Origin of the sequence: Martinezella paranaensis (assembly GCF_014200235.1) — a bacterium.
GTDB classification, from domain to species: domain Bacteria; phylum Pseudomonadota; class Alphaproteobacteria; order Rhizobiales; family Rhizobiaceae; genus Rhizobium; species Rhizobium paranaense.
Genome location: NZ_JACHBI010000006.1, coordinates 324,194 through 343,089 on the forward strand (window position 1 = coordinate 324,194; position 18,896 = coordinate 343,089).

17 protein-coding genes and 1 pseudogene are annotated in these 18,896 nt (G+C 58.7%); 8 read left to right on the forward strand and 10 right to left on the reverse strand.

All coding sequences use genetic code 11. From position 1 onward, the window contains the following. Positions 1 to 39 precede the first annotated feature (39 nt). From fhuB to GGD50_RS17345, 3 genes are read right to left on the reverse strand one after another with little or no spacing between them, the layout of a single operon-like run. Positions 40 to 2,010, reverse strand: coding sequence for a Fe(3+)-hydroxamate ABC transporter permease FhuB (fhuB, locus tag GGD50_RS17335; protein ID WP_183938579.1), 1,971 nt, complete (start codon positions 2,008 to 2,010; stop codon positions 40 to 42). Beyond that, positions 2,007 to 2,912 carry an iron-siderophore ABC transporter substrate-binding protein gene (locus tag GGD50_RS17340; RefSeq protein ID WP_183938580.1) on the reverse strand — a complete coding sequence of 302 codons (906 nt, stop codon included), beginning with the start codon at positions 2,910 to 2,912 and terminating at the stop codon, positions 2,007 to 2,009. Before GGD50_RS17340 ends, fhuB begins: the two co-directional genes overlap by 4 nt. Further along, on the reverse strand, positions 2,902 to 3,696 hold the full coding sequence (locus GGD50_RS17345) for an ABC transporter ATP-binding protein (RefSeq protein ID WP_183938649.1): 795 nt from the start codon (positions 3,694 to 3,696) through the stop codon (positions 2,902 to 2,904). Before GGD50_RS17345 ends, GGD50_RS17340 begins: the two co-directional genes overlap by 11 nt. 338 nt (positions 3,697 to 4,034) lie before the next feature. On the opposite strand from GGD50_RS17345, the gene GGD50_RS17350 reads away from it, so the two are divergent. The 5 genes from GGD50_RS17350 (at position 4,035) to GGD50_RS17370 (ending at position 11,302) form a co-directional block, all read left to right on the forward strand. After that, on the forward strand, positions 4,035 to 6,185 hold the full coding sequence (locus GGD50_RS17350; protein WP_183938650.1) for a TonB-dependent siderophore receptor: 2,151 nt from the start codon (positions 4,035 to 4,037) through the stop codon (positions 6,183 to 6,185). Between the two features lie 43 nt (positions 6,186 to 6,228). Next, positions 6,229 to 6,996, forward strand: a complete 768-nt coding sequence (fhuF, locus tag GGD50_RS17355; protein ID WP_183938581.1) for a siderophore-iron reductase FhuF — start codon at positions 6,229 to 6,231, stop codon at positions 6,994 to 6,996. 299 nt (positions 6,997 to 7,295) lie between these two features. After that, positions 7,296 to 7,679, forward strand: coding sequence for a response regulator (locus GGD50_RS17360; protein ID WP_183938582.1), 384 nt, complete (start codon positions 7,296 to 7,298; stop codon positions 7,677 to 7,679). Positions 7,680 to 7,871: 192 nt separating this feature from the next. Next, complete coding sequence (locus tag GGD50_RS17365) at positions 7,872 to 10,913, forward strand: PAS domain S-box protein (RefSeq protein ID WP_246451268.1); 3,042 nt, start codon at positions 7,872 to 7,874, stop codon at positions 10,911 to 10,913. Continuing rightward, the gene (locus GGD50_RS17370) at positions 10,910 to 11,302 is read left to right on the forward strand and encodes a response regulator (RefSeq protein ID WP_246451272.1); all 393 of its coding nucleotides are present in this window, start codon (positions 10,910 to 10,912) and stop codon (positions 11,300 to 11,302) included. The genes GGD50_RS17365 and GGD50_RS17370 overlap by 4 nt, the downstream gene beginning before the upstream one ends. Positions 11,303 to 11,368: 66 nt before the next feature. On the opposite strand, the gene GGD50_RS17375 is transcribed toward GGD50_RS17370, so the two are convergent. The 6 genes and pseudogenes from GGD50_RS17375 to GGD50_RS17400 form a co-directional block, all read right to left on the reverse strand. Further along, positions 11,369 to 12,172 (reverse strand): dimethylarginine dimethylaminohydrolase family protein, encoded by an 804-nt coding sequence (locus GGD50_RS17375; protein ID WP_183938584.1) that lies wholly within the window; start codon positions 12,170 to 12,172, stop codon positions 11,369 to 11,371. 244 nt (positions 12,173 to 12,416) lie between these two features. Then, entirely contained in the window at positions 12,417 to 12,626 is a 210-nt protein-coding gene (locus GGD50_RS17380; RefSeq protein ID WP_183938585.1) for a dodecin, read from the reverse strand. Between the two features lie 175 nt (positions 12,627 to 12,801). Next, positions 12,802 to 13,168, reverse strand: a pseudogene (locus GGD50_RS17385) (IS5 family transposase); the annotation flags it as partial. A 345-nt stretch (positions 13,169 to 13,513) separates the two neighbouring features. Next, on the reverse strand, positions 13,514 to 13,717 hold the full coding sequence (locus GGD50_RS17390; protein ID WP_183938586.1) for a hypothetical protein: 204 nt from the start codon (positions 13,715 to 13,717) through the stop codon (positions 13,514 to 13,516). 199 nt (positions 13,718 to 13,916) lie between these two features. Next, positions 13,917 to 14,207 carry a PsiF family protein gene (locus tag GGD50_RS17395; RefSeq protein ID WP_246451274.1) on the reverse strand — a complete coding sequence of 97 codons (291 nt, stop codon included), beginning with the start codon at positions 14,205 to 14,207 and terminating at the stop codon, positions 13,917 to 13,919. Between the two features lie 188 nt (positions 14,208 to 14,395). Beyond that, positions 14,396 to 14,698: a hypothetical protein gene (locus tag GGD50_RS17400; protein WP_210318894.1), complete on the reverse strand. Its 303-nt coding sequence runs from the start codon at positions 14,696 to 14,698 to the stop codon at positions 14,396 to 14,398. Positions 14,699 to 14,801: 103 nt separating this feature from the next. On the opposite strand from GGD50_RS17400, the gene GGD50_RS17405 reads away from it, so the two are divergent. The 3 genes from GGD50_RS17405 to GGD50_RS17415 all read left to right on the forward strand — a co-directional run bounded on the left by GGD50_RS17405 (position 14,802) and on the right by GGD50_RS17415 (position 18,058). Continuing rightward, the gene (locus GGD50_RS17405) at positions 14,802 to 15,782 is read left to right on the forward strand and encodes an MBL fold metallo-hydrolase (protein WP_183938587.1); all 981 of its coding nucleotides are present in this window, start codon (positions 14,802 to 14,804) and stop codon (positions 15,780 to 15,782) included. A gap of 282 nt (positions 15,783 to 16,064) precedes the next feature. Further along, positions 16,065 to 16,796 (forward strand): response regulator, encoded by a 732-nt coding sequence (locus tag GGD50_RS17410; RefSeq protein WP_183938588.1) that lies wholly within the window; start codon positions 16,065 to 16,067, stop codon positions 16,794 to 16,796. Then, positions 16,793 to 18,058, forward strand: a complete 1,266-nt coding sequence (locus GGD50_RS17415) for an ATP-binding protein (protein ID WP_183938589.1) — start codon at positions 16,793 to 16,795, stop codon at positions 18,056 to 18,058. The genes GGD50_RS17410 and GGD50_RS17415 overlap by 4 nt, the downstream gene beginning before the upstream one ends. 51 nt (positions 18,059 to 18,109) lie before the next feature. On the opposite strand, the gene GGD50_RS17420 is transcribed toward GGD50_RS17415, so the two are convergent. After that, positions 18,110 to 18,550 (reverse strand): hypothetical protein, encoded by a 441-nt coding sequence (locus GGD50_RS17420; protein WP_183938590.1) that lies wholly within the window; start codon positions 18,548 to 18,550, stop codon positions 18,110 to 18,112. Between the last annotated feature and the right edge of the window lie 346 nt (positions 18,551 to 18,896).

The window sequence follows — 18,896 nt, forward strand, 5'->3', positions numbered from 1 at the left end:
GAACGATCCGTCCGCCAACGGCATCGTCGCCCGGATTGGTCAGCCCTTTCTTCGCAGCATCATCATGAGGAAGGGTGCGCCGACGATCGCCGAGACGAGGCCGGCCGGTATCTGATATGGCCAGACGATGGTCCGGCCGATGAAGTCTGCAAACACCATCAACGCGCCCCCGATGGCGGCCGCTCCCGCCATTTGCGGCAGCGCACGGACGAGCCCGGCTTCCCTTGCCAGATGAGGCCCCATCAGACCGATGAATGTCAGCGGACCGACGCTCAATGTGGCCGCAGCGCTCATCAGGCCGGCAAGTCCGAAGAGCGCGAAACGGGACTTGCGCACCGGAATGCCGATGGCGGCAGCCTGCGATGGACCGAGCGGCAGGATGTCCAGCCATCGCCGGGCGAGGAAAGCGGCGGCGGTCAGAATCGCGGCGGCAATAGTAACGGCTACGGCGGTCCGGGCATCGACGCCGTAGGTCGAGCCGCTCATCCAGCGCATCAGCAGGACGGCGCGCGGATCGCCGGTGGAACTGAGGACACCGACAATGGCATCGACCAGGGCACTCAAGGAGATGCCGGCAAGCAGGACACGCTCCGGCGCCAGTCCCGTGCGCATGGAACTGAGCAGGATCATGGCGAGCACAAGAAGCGCGCCTATGGCCGCGAAGGCCATTTGCCCGAAAGGCCCGGGAACGATGACGAAGACGGCGATTGCCACGCCGGAGGTCGCGCCCGCGCTGACACCGAGCAACTCTGGGCTCGCCATCTCATTGCCGGTGATCCTCTGCAGGATGACGCCTGCGACGGCGAGCATCGCGCCGGAGGATAATGCGGCAAAAACCTTGGGCAGCCGCATTGGAATGATTTCGCCGAAGAGCGCCCCGTGCGGAAAGCCCCAGCTTCCATCGATACCGCGTCCGACGAACACACCGACGGCGAGCGCGAGAAGCAAAACGACGAGCGCGACGACCAGCACGTTCGTTCCCGCCGCCTTCCACGAGCGAACTCTCTCTTTCATCTGCAGCGCTCGATGCCGGACTTTCAACCTGGGAAGCAGCAGCAGAAGCAAGGGCGAACCGAAGATCGCCGTCACCGCGCCCGTGGGCAGGAATTCCCCCAATTTGCCCGCAACCAATTGAATGGCAGTATCCGCGATCAGCAACAGCCCAGCGCCGATCACGGGCGACCACAACAGCAATTGCTGCGGCCGCCGCGCCCCGGAAAGCCGGGCGATTGTCGGCGCAACCAGACCGATGAAGCCGATAACCCCGACCGCGCTGGTCACAACAGCGGCAAGCGCTACCGCGCCGCCGACGACGATGAAGCGCAGCCGGGTAAGGCGAACTCCGAGCGCCGATGCTGTGCCTTCACCGAGATCGAGGAGGGAAAGCGGCCGCATGACGAGCGCGCAGATGATCGCGATGGCCGCCGTCTTCCAGAGGAGCGACAGTGGAATGACCCAGCTCTGCTGCGCAAGCGATCCCGCGCCCCAGATGAAGAGGCTGACGAGGTAGCGCTCATTGAGAAGGGTGAGGATTGCCGACAGGGCGCCGCACCACAGGCTGATGACCAGGCCCGACAAAACCAGCGAAAAGGGTGAAAAGCCGCGCCGTGCCCCGAGGCTCATGACGATGCAGGCGACCACTGCGCTTCCTGCGAGTGCGACCATATCCCGGCCCAGCCCCAGCAAGCCCGGGAAAAACAAGGTCGTGACGACCAGCGCCAGATTGGCACCAGCGGAAATTCCGAGCGTCGTCGGATCGGCAAGGGGATTGCGCAGAACCTGCTGAAGGAGCGCACCGGCCAGCGAAAGCGCGGCCCCGGCGAGCAGGGCCGTCGCGAGGCGAGGGAGCGCCGAATAGAAAAGCACCATTCTCGGCACGTCATAGCCCGTCTGGCTCATGGCTTCGAACAAGGGGGCGACGAGGAACCACGACAGGAGGCAGCCGGCACTGAGGAGCACCAGCGCGACGACTGCGGGTCCGAAGGTGAACCTTCTAAAAATCCTGTTCATTCCTTGGGATCCAAAAGGTCGGTCAGAAGGCGGCCGAACCGCAGCGCCTCGTTGACCATGCCGAACATCAAAGCAGGGGGAAGAATTGAAAGATGCCCCGGCCGGGCGAAGGGGAGACTTTGCCAAAGCGGGCTTTGCATGATTTTGGGCAGGACATCCGCTGGTACAGGCTCGAAGGCGATCAGGCGCGCATCGGGATCGGCGACACGGGAGAGATCCTCGAGGGCGATCGTTTGGAAGCCCCAGTAGTTCGATTCCTCGGTCCAGGCGTTTCGCACGCCGATGCGCTCCAGAACGTTATGATAGAGGCCTGGGCTCGCATAGATCCTGGCGTGGCGCGCGTCCATGAAGTTGATGAGCGCCACGGAGGGAGGGGATTTTGCGGCAAGACGGGTGCGGCATTCGGCGAAGAAGGCGTCCGCTCGCTGGAGAAAACCTTCCGCCTCCGCCTCGCGGTCGATCGCCGCCGCCAGTTTTCGTGTGGCCGCGATGGCCGCCGGCAATATGGGGCCGATACCGGGCGCGTAAATCTCGAGGCGGACGACCTTCGCAACCTGCTTTAGCTTCGGCAGCAGTTCGTCGAGATAGGGTGTCGTCAGAATGATATCCGGCTTGAGGGCAACAAGGAGTTCGAAATTGACCTCCCATGAGCTGCCAAGGTTGACGACGGACTGCGGCATTGCCGGCTCGACCACCCATTTATCCCAATCGGCCAGATCGGATACCGCCACCGGAACGATGCCGAGCGAGAGAAGCGTCGATGCGAGACCGTAGTCGAGGCTGACGATCCGCGGTGCGGATTGTGCAAAAGCCGGAGCATTGCCCGCCACCACCGCGGCGGCGATCGTTCGCAACAGGGCCCGGCGTGACAGTGCGGAAAAAGGAACGGGATTAGCAGGCATAGGCGAGCGGATAGCCGGTCTTCGGCGCGGCGATGACATCCATGTCGATACCGTAGATCTCCTGCAGTCGCTCACGCGTCAGGATCTCATCCGGCCGTCCATTGGCGACGATGCGACCACGTTTCAGCGCGCAGATGCGGTCGCAGAAGCGGGCAGCCATGTTGATATCATGGAGGACGATGACCACACTCAGGGCTTTTTCATGGGATAGCCTGCGTATCAGAGACAGGACCTCGATCTGATGCGCAATATCGAGGGCCGCGGTCGGCTCATCCAGCAGCAGGCATTCGGTATCCTGCGCGACGAGCATGGCAAGCCATGCCCGCTGCCTTTCACCGCCGGAAAGCGTCGCTACGATGCGGTCCGCCAGTGGTTCCAGATGCGTCAGGGCAAGCGCTTCCTCTACCTTTTCCCCATCTGTCCTGGTGAAGCGCCCGAGCGGGCCGTGCCAAGGATAGCGCCCGCAGCGCACCAGCTCCCGAACGGTCATGTCGGTGCTGGTGCTCACATCCTGCGGCAGATAGGCAACCGAGCGCGCAAAGGCGCGTTCCGGAAATGAGCTGACATCCCGCCCGGCATAGCGGGCCGAACCCGCTGTCGGCAGGAGCTGTCGGCCGATGATTTTCAGCAGGCTCGATTTTCCCGAACCATTATGACCGACTAGCGCGACGAACTCGCCTTTCGGAAACGAAAGATCGATATCGCTCAGGATGTCGGTTCCGTCGATCGAAAGCCGAATATGATGCGTCGCGAACGCCTCGGTCGAGGCAGTTGCGCCAGCTATGTCGTTACGATTTTCCACGTGTCGTCCCTCGCGGCAAGGTGCCTGTCGGTACTAAAGATGACTAATGTTATCAAGTATTATTTTCTGTCTCTGCAATCCTCGCTCAAGCCGCCAGCGAGAGCTCTACCGTCTCATGCCTGACGAGCGCGAAAATCCACGTCGGTCATCAGCTTATCCCATCTCGCGGGCTCTTTCAGCCGTGTATGGACATTGGATTTTTTAAGTTGACTCTTTTGGTTATGTTTATATTTTGCGCCCAACGCAGGCGGATCGCCGGGGACCGCTGCTCCGCCGCGTGACCAAAAAATGACAGACAGGAGTGGCTTTGCATGGTGATCATGCGGCAGGCAGGATTTCGCGCGTCCTTAAATTGCGCGGACCGGCATTGTGTGACGAGGCCTCTGATCGCCAGCAGTGCTTTGACGGCTGTGTCCCTGGCCTTGGCGCCGGCGGCTTGGGCGCAGGATTCCGCGACCGAACTTCCGAAGATCGTCGTGGTCGGCAAGTCCGACCGGGCAATCGGCCCTGATGCGACCATCGTCGCCAAGGAAACAACCACCGGCACCAAGACGGATACCCCCATCATCGATATCCCTGCCGCCGTTTCGGTCGTGACGGAAAAGGAACTCGAAGAGCGTCACGTCGACAATCTGCAGCAGGCAGTCGCCTACACCGCCGGTGTCTTCTCCGACGAGTTCGGCAATGACGATCGTTACGACTATTTTCGTATTCGCGGCTTCGATCAGACGACGCTCGGCACCTATCGCGATGGTCTCGCGGCCCGCGTTCCGGCCTGGTACACGGCAAGCCGCCTCGAGCCCTACGGGCTGCAGCGGGTGGAAGTGCTGAAGGGATCGACGTCGACGCTTTTTGGTCTGAATGCTCCAGGTGGTCTCATCAATGCGATCACGAAGCGGCCGCCGGAGGAAAAGCAGGGCGAGGTCTACACATCCTTCGGCGATGGCACCAAAGAGGTCGGTACCGACTTCGGCGGGCCGCTCGATGCTGACGGTGTGTGGAGCTATCGGTTTACGGCGCTCGCCAAGGACGGAGACCTCGGCTGGGAATATTCCAAGGACGATCGTCTCTATATCGCGCCGGCTCTGACCATCAAGCCCGAGGAAGGAACGTCGCTCACCATTCTCACCGACTACTATAAGCGGAATGGTACAGGTGCCCGCGGGTTTCCGGCCGGTGCCAATCTGAATATCAATACATTCCTGGGCGAGCCTGATTTCAATCGCTTCAACACCCGTGAAAGTGATATCGGCTATCAGTTCGAGCATGAAATCAGCGACGGCCTGACCTTCCGCTCGAACGCCCGCTATACGCATCTCAGCCTCGATTATGCCGAGGTTTACGGAGCCTCTTTCGATCCAACAGCCGACCGTCAGGCTTTCTCGGTGGATGGCCTGTCGAACCGCTATGCGATCGACAACCAGCTTCAATACGATACGGGGTGGAAGGACTTCGACAGCAAGACGCTTGTGGGCATCGACTACGCCAACGACAATACTCGCGAAAACATCCAGTATGGCACAGCCGGGCCGATCGACATCTACAATCCCGTCTATTGCGGTCTCTCCTGCATCAATCTCAACCCCTTCGTAAACTGGCGCGTCAAGCAGCAGTCCGTCGGGCTCTATGCACAGGAGCAACTGACCTTCGACGATCGTTGGATCGCGACACTGGGCGGCCGCTGGGACCATGTCCATACGACCGCTGATTATGTCGATCTCGGCACCAGGGACGACAATACCGAATCCGCCTTCACCAAGCGCGTCGGACTGACCTACAAGATCAATTCCAACCTTGCCGCCTATGTGAATTATTCGGAAAGCTTCCAGCCGCTCGTGACCCCCTCCGCCAATGGCTATGCCTTGAGCGGTTCGCTCAAGCCTCAGAAGGGCGAGCAATACGAAGTCGGTCTGAAGTATCAACCCGACAATTTCGATGGATTGTTCAGCGCTGCCCTATTCGATCTGACGCAGACAAACGTGCCGACCTATGTGACGCCGCTCATTCAGCAGCAGATCGGCAAAGTGGGCGTGCGCGGTCTCGAATTGGAGGGCAAAGCGGCACTCAACGATCACATCAACCTGACGCTTGCTTATTCCTACTGGGATGCCGAGATCCGCGAGGATGGAATGGGCGGAAATCTCGGCAACAGGCCGCAGCGCGTCCCGAGGCATCTCGCCTCGGCTTGGCTCGACTACACGATCCCGGGAGAGGGACAGCGTGGCGATCTGACACTCGGCGGCGGGGTGCGTTACATCGGGCAGACCTATGGCGACGATGCCAACACGGTTTCAGTCGGCGGATATACCGTGTTCGATGCGGCGGTCAGCTACAACGTGACGAAGAACGTCAAGCTTGCAGTCAATGCGACAAATCTCTTCGACCGCAAGTATGTCGCAAGCAGCTATTACGGCACCGAATATTACGGCGATCGACGCAAGGTCGTTGGAACGCTGAAGTATACGTGGTGAGATATTGGGTGAGCGATTGACCCAAGCTGCGCCAAAACAACCGATGCCGTCCGCGCCAGAGAATGCGGACGGCGAACGCGATCTCGGAGCGCTGTTGGTTCGCCGCGGCGGGGAGAAATACGGCTTCTGCCGCGGAAAATTCTTGCTGGACGCGCCGGCGGGCTGCGATGTCATCGCGTGCTCCGCGCTTTGCGAAGCGGATCGCTTCAATAGCATCATCGACCGCTACGGGGCGGCGTTCTTGCCGGCCGATCGTCGCGCCATCGTCTCCCTGTGGACCCTTTATTATTTCAGTACCTTGACCATCAACACCGCGCTCGCTTGGCTCGAGCTGCGGCGCGTTCTGCCCGTCTCGCTCAACGAAATCTCGCTATGTCTCGACCGGGAAACGGCAACGCCGGTGTCGTTTCTTTTGCCTGATCTCGGACAGGTGCGCGAGCTCGATATCCACGCAGCGATGACGCCCCTCGTGCGGCAGCACATAGCCCCCTTGACCGACGCGATTTCCGATCATGCGCACCTGAGCGCCAAGCTGCTTTGGGGAAATGCGGCTGGTTATCTCGACTGGATCGTCGATGAAACGGGCCGTCAAAGCGCTCCCGCATTGGCGGAGGAAGGGGCGCCGTTGTTTTCCGATCCTGTCTTTCCCGACGGTGAGAAGAACCCCTTGTGCGGCACCCTTCGCAGTATGACGGACGAGAGCGGGCTTCAATTCAAACGTCGCAAAGTCTGTTGTCTGCGCTACTGCCTTCCGGATATCGGCGGATGCGGTCTTACCTGTCCGCTGCCGCAAGGACGGCAACAGGCCTGAAGCAAAGTCGCTCGCCTTCGCCTGATGGAAGCCACCTTTGGACACTGTGCAAATATAGCCCTCCCCGTGACGATACAAAGGTGGCATTATGCCTGAAGTGCGCCCGGTCGACCGGCAATTCGGCGTCTCTGCCATCTGAAAAATACAAGCACAGAGATTTACCTCAGCCGGCGGTAACATCCGCAACGGCACCGTTTGGCGTGAACCGGCGCAGCGGAACCGCCCTGACCGATGAGTGCTTCCACAAATGGAAAAAGGCGAGCAACGCCTAGATAAATTATGGAGGAGGAGAATCCACTATGAACGTGTTGATTGTCGAAGACGAGGGACTCGTCGCGTTGCAACTCAAGAAAATAGCCGCTGATGCAGGGTTCTCGGTCCTTGGCCCAGCATCTGGCGTCGAGCAGGCGCTTGCCTACGCCAGGCGTGCCGAGATCGCTTTGGTCGATGTCGGCCTTTCGGAGGGAAAAAGCGGCCCTCAGCTTGCTCGCCGGCTTATCGACCGTTTTCATACGACGGTTATTTTCGTGACCGGAATACCCGAGGCGATCCGGCAGGGATTCGGCGGCGCCTTCGCGATTATTCCAAAGCCGTTCAGCGATAAACAGGTTGCCGAAGCCCTGCGTCGTGCCCGCGACATGCGCATGGGCAGGGAGAATCAAATCACGTCTTCCGGGGTATGAGGCTGAGCAGCGGACGATTATCTCGATCAAATGCTTCGACGATCAAAAGATGGTCGGAGGCTGTCCTCCTGATGTGGTCCTAACTCCATTGCCGTGTTGAAGATTTTGCTTCTGCGACGACCGTCCGGCCAAATGGAACCTTTCAACGCTACCGGCATTATCGTCTTTATTCTGCCTATGCGGGGAATGGCGATGAGCATCGAACCGAAATCAGCGCCAACCTCGGCAAATTTCCTATCCTTCGTCGGGAATGCAACGTCGTTGCAGGTCAGCCAAGACTTCGTCGAAAGGCTGCCCGTGGCAATCTATGCTTGCGATGCCGACGGTCGTATCCTTTGGTTCAATTCCCTTGCCGCGACTTTATGGGGCCGTTCGCCTCTCATCGGTGATGACAGCGAGAAATATTGCGGCTCATACCGCCTCTACACTGACGGCCGGCGAATTCGCCGGGATGAAACACCGATGGCAACGGTGTTGCTCACCCGCACTCCGGTGCATGGGGCCGAAGCCAGGGTCGAACGGCCGGACGGCTCCTCGATCTGGGCCATGGTTCACATCGATCCGGTGGAAGACGAAACAGGAAAGTTGATCGGGGCCATCAACTGCTTTCACGAAACCACAGCTCTTCATAACGCCAAGGAAGATCTCTCCGAATTTTTCGAGAATGGCGCCGTCAGCCTGCATGTCGTAGCGGACAACGGAACTATATTGCAGGCCAACCAGGCTGAACTCGCAATGCTCGGCTATGCCGCAAGTGAGTATGTTGGCCATAACATCAATGACTATCATCTCGACCAGTCGGTCATCTCTGACATTCTCGATCGCCTGCGCGCTCATCAGCCGATCAGCCGCTATCCTGCGAGACTACGGGCAAAGGACGGTTCGGTTCGTCATGTCTTGATAACGTCGAATGGCCGCGCACGCGATCGGGGAACGATCGGCACGCGCTGCTTTACGATCGACGTCACCGATCGGGCCGACGCCGAGGCCCGGCTGCACGAGCAGGAGCGCAGGCTTGCCACCACGTATGAGCATGCCGGCAGCGGCATCGCAGAGATCGATGCTGACGGAAGATTGTTGCGCGTCAATCTGCGGCTTTGTGAACTGATGGATATGCCCGCCGACCAGCTCGTCGGCCATTCGATCTTTGATGAGATGTTTTCCGAGGATGTTGAGTACGATCGTGAACAGTTCCAGCGTCAGATTGCCGGCCTAATCGATCGATACTCCATCGAGAAACGGGTTTCCCGAAAGGACGGCAGCTTTTTCTGGACCTCGGTCACGTCATCGAGCGTCCGCGACCCAGACGGTCGCTTTCTCTATGCCGTACGCGTCCAGCACGACATAACCGAGCGCAAACAGGTGCAGGAAGAACTCGATGCCCGTATCGAGGAGCAGGCTGCGCTTTATCGCCTTACGGACAGGTTGCAACATGCCCGATCGCTGGGTGATGTCTACGAACTGGCTCTAGATGCCATTCAAGAGGCGCTGCGTTGCCAGCGCTCATCGATCCTTTTGTATGACAGCGCCTCTATTTTGCAATTCGTGGCTTGGAGAGAGCTGTCCGACGCCTATCGCGCGGCCGTCGAGGGCCATTCGCCTTGGAAAGCGAATGAGGAAAATCCTCAGCCCATCTACATCGCGGACATCGGGCAGGCCGCTCTTCCCGAATCGCTGAAGCAAACCATACTCGATGAGGGGATAGGAGCCATGGCCTTCATTCCCGTGCTGGATAGCGGAAGGCTGCTCGGCAAGTTCATGGCATATTTTGATCAGCCGCACGTTTTTACGGATGGAGAGACCGACGTCGCCTTGGCGCTCGCGCATCAGCTTGGGTTCGGCATCGAGCGCATGCGGGCGCAGAAGGCAGCCCAACATTTGGTTTCGATCGTCGAATCTTCGCATGACGCGATCGTGAGCAAGAGTCTCGATGGCATAATCACGACCTGGAATCGCAGTGCCGAACGACTTTTCGGCTATGCCGCCAAAGAGGTGATCGGCAAATCGATCGCCATCATAATTCCGCCGGACCGGATGGATGAGGAGACGGAAATTCTAAGGTGCATCCGCACCGGCGAGATGATCGACCACCTCGAAACCGTAAGACGGCGCAAGGACGGTAGCCTAGTGGATATTTCGCTGACCATTTCACCCGTCCGTGATGCCAAGGGGCGGATTGTCGGAGCTTCTAAGATCGCCCGCGACATTACTGAGCGTAAGGAAGCCGAGACCAGGATTCGCACGAGCGAACAACAGCTTCAGAACCTTCTGGCAGCCATTCCGGCAGCGATCTACACGACTGACGCTCGCGGCAAGATCACATATTTCAATCAGGCGGCGGTGGACTTCGCCGGCCGAGTTCCGGTGCTCGGCAGCGACAGGTGGTGTGTAAGCCCGAAGCTCTATTGGCCGGATGGAACGCCACTGCCGCGCGACAAATGTCCGATGGCGATGGCGCTGAAGGAGAAGAGGACAGTGCGCGGTGTGGAAGTCGTGGCGGAACGGCCCGATGGCACGCGTATTCCGTTCATTCCCCATCCAACACCGATATGCGACGCGGATGGCAACATTGTCGGCGGCATCAACATGTTGGTGGATATCAGCGAGCGCAAGCAAGCCGAGACGCAACAGCGAATGCTGCTCAACGAACTCAACCATCGGGTCAAGAACAACATGCAGATGCTGCAGTCTTTGCTTTCAAGCGCCGCAAGGCGTAGCAAGAGCGAGGAGGCGCGCCAGATCCTCGAGGATGCAACCGGCCGGATTAGCGCGATGGCTGCTGCGCAACGCGTCTTGTATGACACGATCGACGCGACAAAATTCAGCCTGCCGCAGTTTCTCGATGCCGTCTGTGCTGCGGTGGAGCAGACCCTTCCATCCTATGCAAAAATCACCCGCAAAGCCGATGCCGGCGAGCTTCCCAATGACGCCGCAATGCCACTTGCGCTGATTATCAACGAACTGGTCACCAATGCCTTCAAGCATGGCGGCACCGGAGAGGATGAGTTCAACGTCCGGGTCTCACTGCTCCAGGAGGAGGGCGGCGACGTTCTCTCCGTCGAGGATGACGGACCGGGTTTTGAACTGAATTCCGTGCGTCAAAGATCATCGGGCCTTCGGTTGGTGGAAGGCCTTGCCCGACAACTCGGCGCCACCTTCACCGTAAGCTCAGGCTCGACGACGCGCTGCAGTGTCGCGTTTTCGCGAATGGCGGAGAGGGCAGGGCTGACTTGAGCAATGAGACCATTCTGATTGTCGAGGATGATTTTTTTATCGCCATGGACGTTGAAGCTACGCTCATCGCTGCCGGATATTCGCTGGCCGGGATCGCCGCCTCCGCTGAGGAGGCGATCCACCTGGCCGTTTCGTCTCGACCGGCGCTGGTAATCATGGACATCAGGCTTGCGGGCAAACGCGATGGCGTGGATGCCGCGCTGGAGCTCTTTAGAGATCACGGCATTCGCTGTATTTTCGCGACGGCCCACGCCGACCACGAGATCATCCAGCGCGCGGATCCCGCGTGCCCGCTTGCTTGGCTCCAGAAACCCTATTCAATGACATCCCTGGTGGGCGCGGTTCAGAAGGCTTTGATCGAAATTTCGTCAAAGTCCGTCGATGAGTGAACCCGATAAGCCTAGCGGGTACGGGAGATCAAGGCGATCATGGGAGCGCTCGAACTCCCATCGAGACTATTCGGCCTCACGATACCAGCGCAGCGACAGGCAGGAGAGACCTGCATCGATCTTGCCGATTTCGGCGGTCTTCATCGGCACAATCCGGTAGTCAAGCTTGTCGAGCATTTCGAGCGTACGCGGATGATCGGCAGGGACCATGAGAACGTCGTTGACGCGCAGTGCGTTCGCAGCCGCCTCTTCGCCTTCCGGAATGATGATCTGCCTGAAATCCTTGAAAACGCCGGAGCGCGCAAGGCGGGCGGTCGAGAGCACGGTTTCCTCGTCCAGCAACGAGCAGTCGGTCTTGAAATGCAGCACGCCTTCCGGCGTGGCAACCAGCTCCGCTTTGCGGCCGAGCTTGTCGATACAGACGGCGAGAGCTTCCGCACCCGCCTTGTCGGTTCGCGCCGAAAGGCCGATCATGACACCCTTCGGCGTCGTCAACACATCGCCGCCGTCGACGTATCCGTTGCCCGGGAGATCAAGGACGGTGTCGAACATGTGACGCAAGGTGGGTGCGATTGCCTCGGGCTCGCCGAGGCGGCTTACAGCGCCCGGACGAAGCAGGATCGCGCCTTCCGTGAACACCAGCGCCGGGTCCTCGACGAAGATGGAATCGGGAAAGGTCTCCAGCGCCGGCAAGACGGTCACCTTGACCCCCGCGTCGCGCATGGCGGCGATGTAGTCATCATGCTCCGCCTTCACGCCCTCATAGGTCGGGCTGGCATGCTCCCCGGCACGCAGGCCGTCAACAACAGAGCGCGATGGCTCCCGAACGATGGCGGAGTTGAAACGATAAACCGATCTGGGTGAGGACATTTCCAAAAATACCTTTTTTGCCGTTCGGCGCGTTTCTATCGTGCTTGTCAACGGCGGTCGATAGCTATGGCAGCCACATCCTATTTTGAGCACGTCGCGTCATGCCCGACGGCGGCAGCTATTGTCGGGGGACAGTTGCGGTAGGGACAATCGTGGTACTTGAAATCCACAAGCGCGCGCCTCCGGGGACGACTACGGGCCCTCGGGAACTAATGCGTGCGCAGGAAGAGCGAAGCGTTACGCGTCAATCGTCAATGCGAAATCCGACCTTCATCACCACCTGGTAATGCGCGACCGCGCCATCCTTGATGTGCCCTCGGATTTGCTCCACCTCGAACCAGTCGAGATTTCTCATGGTCTTCGAGGCTCGGGAAATCGCCGTTTCAATCGCGTCGGTCACCGAGGTCTTGGAACTGCCGATAAGTTCCACTTTCTTATAGACATGATCGCTCACGTTATCCTCCCAGTTTCGTGCAGATTATGTTTAACTTCGAACTCCCGACTGTGTTCCCGCGGCCGGCTCAAGAGACGTCTGCTGTTCCAGGCGTCTCGCACTCACGATCCGGCAACAGTGGTCCTTTGTCAAACGATCGAAATCGCGCTTGAGGCCGTTGCCAACCGGACTCGAGCGCGGACTCATTAGCACGCGGCCAAATTCGGATTGACGCGAGCTTGACGAACGCCAGATGGTTGGCTGCGAGTTTGTCATATCGGGTTGCAACGCGCCGACATTGCTTGATCTTGTTGAAGAACCGTTCGATCAAGTTGCGCGCGATACAGATACGGGCTGAAGCAGGTCGCGTCTTTGCGATTTCGTTTCGGCGGAATGTTCGCCCATGCTCCTTGCTGGCGGGCAAGCTCGCTGATCCAATCCACGTCGTATCCGCGATCCGCGAGTAACATCGTTTGTGGAAGCAAGGCACTGAGGAGAACCGAACACAACCGATTGTCGTGCGCCTCACCAGGTGTAAGCGCGAGATGGACCGGCAAGCCATTGGGCTGTTGCAAATTTCCATTTTGGTCAGCGGCCTTTCAATGATCCCGATGGGCCATTTTGCCGTCAATCCTGTAGCTGACGCTGAGGTCGTCCTTGAGAGTGATCTTTCCAAAATCCCCTCTGAGCTTGGAGCTTGGAGCTTGGAGCTTGGATCATAGCCCATCAGCGGACGCCCTGCTGCTCAACGAAGTAGGCCCGGCCGGCTCGAGGTTGTGAAATTGGCCAGGTCGAGCGTCAAGGGCATAGCTGTATGCCGCTTGCAAACATAGTCATTTTTCGGGGCCGGAGACTGCCCTCCGACCCCTTTGTGCATCGCAGCACACCCAGATCCAGATACTCGCAACTTAGCCGTTCTGGTCTCCGCCGTCGTCGGCAGGCTGGGCCCTTTCCTTTTCATTGATCAGGTCGCTCAGCTTGTTCACACCTTCAAATCCTGCGATGGCGGCTGCTGTTTTGGCGAGGAAACCGGCGTTCGGATCGATGGCGTTCAGCGCGTCTTCCGCGGCGACGGCACCAGCGACTTCTTCAATAAGCTTTCCAAGCCCCATCTGACGTCTTCTCCCGGTTCAAAGCTTCAGTTAGATCCTGCTATCACGGCAGTTGGCGGACGTAAGAGTCGGATATTTCCGTTGAGACCGTGTTTGACCCTTCCGGTTCGCTTTCGGCAATGAGCGATTGGCGTTTCTCAGAGCGTTTATCGATCCGGAAGGTTGCGCGGTGGATGCGATTGTGCGCCGGCTAGGAAAGTCAGTTCTTCTTCAATGCAGCAGCCTTGCACTCCTCGCGGAACTTCTTGCGATCCTTGCCGTGCAGACCCTTGGCGTCGGCATCAGCCGAACATTTTTTGGAAATGGTCTGCTTCTGCGCGTCGCCGGCAGCCGGTTTTGCCACCGTGGTCGCAGTGGCCGCCGGCTTCGTCGTTGCGGTTGCAGCCGGCTTGACGGTGGTGTCGGTGGTTGCGGCGGTCGAAGACGCTGCGAAAGCCGAACCGGAGAACGCCATCATGCCGGCGAGAGCGAGAGCATAGGTGATTTTCATGTATTGGCTCCGAAAGTTAGGGGGTGTCTCAGAGGACGCTTGTATTTGTGCATGCGCCCTCTGAACCCGAAATGAATAGGCCCAGTCGACCCGCAGCTGATTTTGGCCAACTCGAAAAACGGACAGTGAACGCACAATCAAATAGTTTCTGAAGACGCGTCCTGATGGTCATCCTGGAAATTTTCAGATCACGAGCGACCGCCGCCTTGCTCGCGCCAGCAGCGATAATAGATGCAGTGGTTCCGGTAGAGCAGGCCGCGCAGGCCCTCCGAAATATGATCGCGGGGAGATCCGGTGAAGTCCACCTCGGCGATCCATGCGATCTTGGCGGTCAGGTCGGCTAAGAATTCCTGCGCATAGTGAGCGATGATCAGGATCGATAGCAAGCGACGATCGATGCCGGCAGGTTGGCTGTAATTGGTTGACTTGGCCGGACTTGGCGCGACCCGGTCGCGAGTGACCCGACTCCGACATTGGAAGCTTGTTCCCATGTGGAGCACCGTTTCCGCTCGCTAATGTGGTAGACTCTATCCTCGGCCTGAGGACGCATGGCTCGGAAGAGGGTGTCGTGCGGCCGAACGAGGGAAACCGCCCATGCCCACTTTGCAGCCCGTGGATCGGTTGGAATTTCAGATCCTGATCGACAATCTGACCGATAGCTTGTCCACGGCCCCGTCGAATGTCACACTTGAGTGGACAGCACTTATGCGGGCGGGCATGCGACAATTGTCCGGCCGCTGCCAATGTTGTGCGAATCACGGCTTGGCAGTCGTCGTCAAAGCGTTTCGCGGCGAGGCGAGCCGCGTTGTTCTGTTCGATGCCGGTCCAGTGGAGTTCGCGGTCGAATACAATGGAACCCGGCTGGGCATCGACTTCGCCAGCATCAATGCTGTGGTGCTCTCGCACGGGCACTGGGACCACGCCGGCGGGCTGCCAATTGCGTTTGACCTCATCACCAAAGCAAACGGTGGCCGCGCGATTCCGTGCTATTTGCACCCCGGCATGTTTCGCCAGCGCGCCTTGCCGCTCACGGGCGGCGGATTACTTCCCATCCGCGAGATCCCCTCGCCGGACGATCTCGTTGCGAAGGGAGCCGTCCCGGTCGTCACGACAGAGGCGCAAGTCCTGCTCGACGATATGTTTCTAGTCAGCGGCGAGATTCCCCGCATGACGAGCTACGAGAAGGGGTTCCCAGGCCACAAGCGGCGGAGCGAGGACGGAAAATCTTGGGAAGATGATCCACTCATCATGGACGAGCGCTTTCTGGCCGTTCACGTGGGCGGCAAAGGCATTGTCGTGTTCACGGCCTGCTCGCACGCAGGTATCATCAACGTTCTCAAACATGCGCAATCCAGTTTCCCGGCGATCCCGCTCTATGCTGTTGCTGGCGGCTTCCACTTGGCGGGCGGCAACGAGAAGATCATTGCCGAATCCGTGCGCGACATCGGAACGTTCGGTCTTACCTTGATCGCGCCGGGCCATTGCACGGGTTGGCGGGCGGTGAATGCCCTCGCGAACGCCTATGGTGACAGCACCGTGGCACCCTTGGCCGTCGGAAAGATATTCGCAATCTGATGCGCGAGCATTACAAACGTGAGGCCTCGACTTCAGCTCCTGGCCCTTCGCGTCATTCAGCTGCGCTGCAGAATTTGGCTGCTATCGGCGCATAGCGGGCTCTGGCAAACCGTCCGCCCGGCAGATTTATGGGTTCACGGCCCCGTCTTTTGCTCAACATTTCCGGCGCCAACATTTTTGTAAACCAATGTTTCCGGCGTGAGTTTTCGCTGGTTTCGCCTGCGAAAAACCTTCTTTTGGAGAGGAGTTGGTATAAAAGTCTGAAGAACTGGAATAATGGCTATGACTGTAACCGCCGCGTCCGACATCTTGATTGTCGATGACGACCACGAAATCCGCACGCTTCTGAGCCGCTATCTCGAGGAGCAGGGTTTTCGCGTCTCGACGGCAAGCGACCTTCGCGGCTGCAATGACGCGCTCAATCGGCGCACTCCGGATCTCCTCGTTTTGGACGTCATGCTGCCCGATGGATCGGGCCTTGATCTTTGCCGCGATCTGCGGAACCGCCGTCCCCGTGTCCCCATCATTCTCCTGACCGCTCTCAAGGAAGACATCGATCGGATCCTGGGGCTTGAGATCGGTGCAGACGACTATCTCGGCAAGCCGTTCAACCCGCGCGAGCTGGCAGCGCGCATTCGGGCGGTCCTGCGCCGGATCAATGAGGATACGTCTTCCGAGCCGGAGCAGCGCCGTTTTCATTTTGCCGAGATGACGCTCGATCCGCAGCTTCGTCGCGTGACGCGGGACAATGGTGAGGTTATTTCGCTGACCGGAGCCGAATTCGATCTACTCAAAGCCTTTATCGAGCGAGCCGGTCGGCTGCTGTCCCGAGACCAACTGCTCGACTTGACGCAGGGGCGTGATCGCGATCCGGCCGATCGCTCGATCGACGTGCTGATGAGCCGATTGCGTCGCAAGCTCGGGGAAACGGCCGAAGAGCCGGTGTTCAGGACGATCCGTAACGGCGGATATCAGCTCGTTGTCCCGGTAACGGCTGTCAAGGCCGATCCATGAAATCCCTGGGCGCCCGCCTGGCGCTTCTCTTGCTGACGGCCATTGTTCTGGTGGTTATCACGTCGTCTTTTGTGGCGAGCCTTGTGATGCGAGGGCCGCGGCCGGAAATTACCATGGAGCCGATGGCCCGCCAGCTATCCATACTCGCGAAATTTGCCGAGACAGACAGGGCTGCGGCGATCTCTGCCGGCGTGGTTATAGCTCCTGTCCCCGCGAGCGGGCCCCGCGATGATGGGCTTTCCGATTTTCTAAGGGAAAGTCTGCAGCGAACCGGCGACGTGCGGGAAGCCATCGTATCCCGCCACCCGAGAGGCGCCACGACTGCTTCGGTCAGGCTTCCGGATGACAATTGGATGGTGATGCAGATCTCGGAACTCGGCCCGCCTCCAGGAGGATGGAAGATTCTTGCGGGATGGCTCGGCCTCATCATTACGGGAAGCGTGCTGGTTTCCATATTTGCCGCGTCAAAGATCATGAAGCCGCTTCGCCTGCTTGAACGGGCCTCGACTGAGATTGGTCCGGATGGGACGCTCCCGCATGTTCCGGAAACCGGTCCGGGTGAAATTCGCGTCACGGCACGGGCGCTCAACGAACTATCGGCAAGGGTGAAGGCTGCAACGGAGAGCCGGATGCGGCTGGTTGCGGCCGCCGGACATGATCTTAGAACACCCATGACGCGCATGCGATTGCGGGCTGAATTCATCAAGGATGATGAAGATCGGCAGAAATGGCTCGCCGATCTCGAAGAACTCGATACGATCGCCGACAGCGCCATCGGATTGGTGCGGGAAGAAATCTCCAGGGACAGCCTGCAGTGCATAAGGCTCGATACCATCGTCGCAGACATCGTGACGGAGCTGACGTCGATGGACATGGATATCAGAACCGGCGAGCTGCAGCCTGCGACAATTTCTGCGGGGCGTTTGGCGATTACCAGGGCTCTGCGCAACCTCTTGATCAACGCTGCCACGCATGGCCAATCGGCAATCGTGAGCGTCACGCATCCCGGCGATAAGGTTGTGGTCACAATTGTCGACACGGGGCCAGGCATTCCCGAAGACCGCTTGAGCCAGGTCTTCGAACCTTTCTTTCGGATCGATATCGCGCGGCAGCGATCTTTCCCCGGAGCCGGGCTTGGAATGGCCATCGCCAAGGAAATCGTTTCCAGGTTCGAGGGAGAGATCACCGTGCGCAATCGGTATCCCAGGGGGCTGGAGCAAGTAGTGTCTTTCAAGAGCCGCGGCGATAGACTCGCCGGTTAAGAGCTGTCTTTATTCAACATCGGCCGACGGTTTCAGTGTGGGCGCCGATTGTCAAACATAGGCCGTCCGTTCCCCGAACGCGGTATCCCCATCGAAATTCGTTGACCCGATGCGATCACTTTCGCCCGAAAGCGATGATTGCTGCTTGCTCTTCGAGGAGGTGGATTGCCCGACCTGCGAGACAGATGCCGCGTTGGACTTGGTCGATTGACCGGTTGCGTCGGACTTGGCGGATTGACCGGATGCGCTGGATTGACTGTTTGAAGTGGATTGGCCATTGGCGGATTTTTCCAGCTTAGTCAGTTTTGCCTCCAGCGCGGCAAGTTCCTTTTGCAGCGTTTCAGCCTCGTCTGGATCTTTGGTATTGGCGAGCTCTGCCTTCTTGGCTGCGATCTGTGCCTGGATCTTGGCGGCGTCATCAGAGGTTGAAGAGCTTGTGGATGTGGAGCTGATCAGGGATCCTGTTGAAGATGCGGAAATTGCGCTGATCATTTTACGTCCTGATTGTTGCTTCGTGATTTGTAAGACGGATCATGGTGCGACCTGCGTTAAGTGAAGGTAAATAGTAAAATTAGTGATGTCGAATGTAATTTTGCCAATCTCGAATGTTGTACTCACGAAAATCATAAGAGATATAAATAAACGCCAGGGTATAGATAAATATATCGAAAGTTGTACTGGATAAATACAGGGATGTTCGGCTATATTGGAAATGTCCGGACAAGAAATTTCCCGAAAACGCCCCTTTTCGGCAATGTTCAGAAATAATTCCGGAGATAGTTGCTGTAAATTCGCATGCGGTCCTGAGCGCTCTGCTCTGGTCACCCGCGTGCCGGCT

What these genes read in the sequence shown, in the direction of transcription:
- fhuB (WP_183938579.1), bottom strand. Translation starts at nt 2,010, where the DNA reads ATGAACAGGATTTTTAGAAGGTTCACCTTCGGACCCGCAGTCGTCGCG.
- GGD50_RS17340 (WP_183938580.1), bottom strand. Translation starts at nt 2,912, where the DNA reads ATGCCTGCTAATCCCGTTCCTTTTTCCGCACTGTCACGCCGGGCCCTG.
- GGD50_RS17350 (WP_183938650.1), top strand. Translation starts at nt 4,035, where the DNA reads ATGCGGCAGGCAGGATTTCGCGCGTCCTTAAATTGCGCGGACCGGCAT.
- fhuF (WP_183938581.1), top strand. Translation starts at nt 6,229, where the DNA reads ATGCCGTCCGCGCCAGAGAATGCGGACGGCGAACGCGATCTCGGAGCG.
- GGD50_RS17360 (WP_183938582.1), top strand. Translation starts at nt 7,296, where the DNA reads ATGAACGTGTTGATTGTCGAAGACGAGGGACTCGTCGCGTTGCAACTC.
- GGD50_RS17365 (WP_246451268.1), top strand. Translation starts at nt 7,872, where the DNA reads ATGAGCATCGAACCGAAATCAGCGCCAACCTCGGCAAATTTCCTATCC.
- GGD50_RS17375 (WP_183938584.1), bottom strand. Translation starts at nt 12,172, where the DNA reads ATGTCCTCACCCAGATCGGTTTATCGTTTCAACTCCGCCATCGTTCGG.
- GGD50_RS17390 (WP_183938586.1), bottom strand. Translation starts at nt 13,717, where the DNA reads ATGGGGCTTGGAAAGCTTATTGAAGAAGTCGCTGGTGCCGTCGCCGCG.
- GGD50_RS17395 (WP_246451274.1), bottom strand. Translation starts at nt 14,207, where the DNA reads ATGAAAATCACCTATGCTCTCGCTCTCGCCGGCATGATGGCGTTCTCC.
- GGD50_RS17400 (WP_210318894.1), bottom strand. Translation starts at nt 14,698, where the DNA reads ATGGGAACAAGCTTCCAATGTCGGAGTCGGGTCACTCGCGACCGGGTC.
- GGD50_RS17405 (WP_183938587.1), top strand. Translation starts at nt 14,802, where the DNA reads ATGCCCACTTTGCAGCCCGTGGATCGGTTGGAATTTCAGATCCTGATC.
- GGD50_RS17410 (WP_183938588.1), top strand. Translation starts at nt 16,065, where the DNA reads ATGACTGTAACCGCCGCGTCCGACATCTTGATTGTCGATGACGACCAC.
- GGD50_RS17415 (WP_183938589.1), top strand. Translation starts at nt 16,793, where the DNA reads ATGAAATCCCTGGGCGCCCGCCTGGCGCTTCTCTTGCTGACGGCCATT.
- GGD50_RS17420 (WP_183938590.1), bottom strand. Translation starts at nt 18,550, where the DNA reads ATGATCAGCGCAATTTCCGCATCTTCAACAGGATCCCTGATCAGCTCC.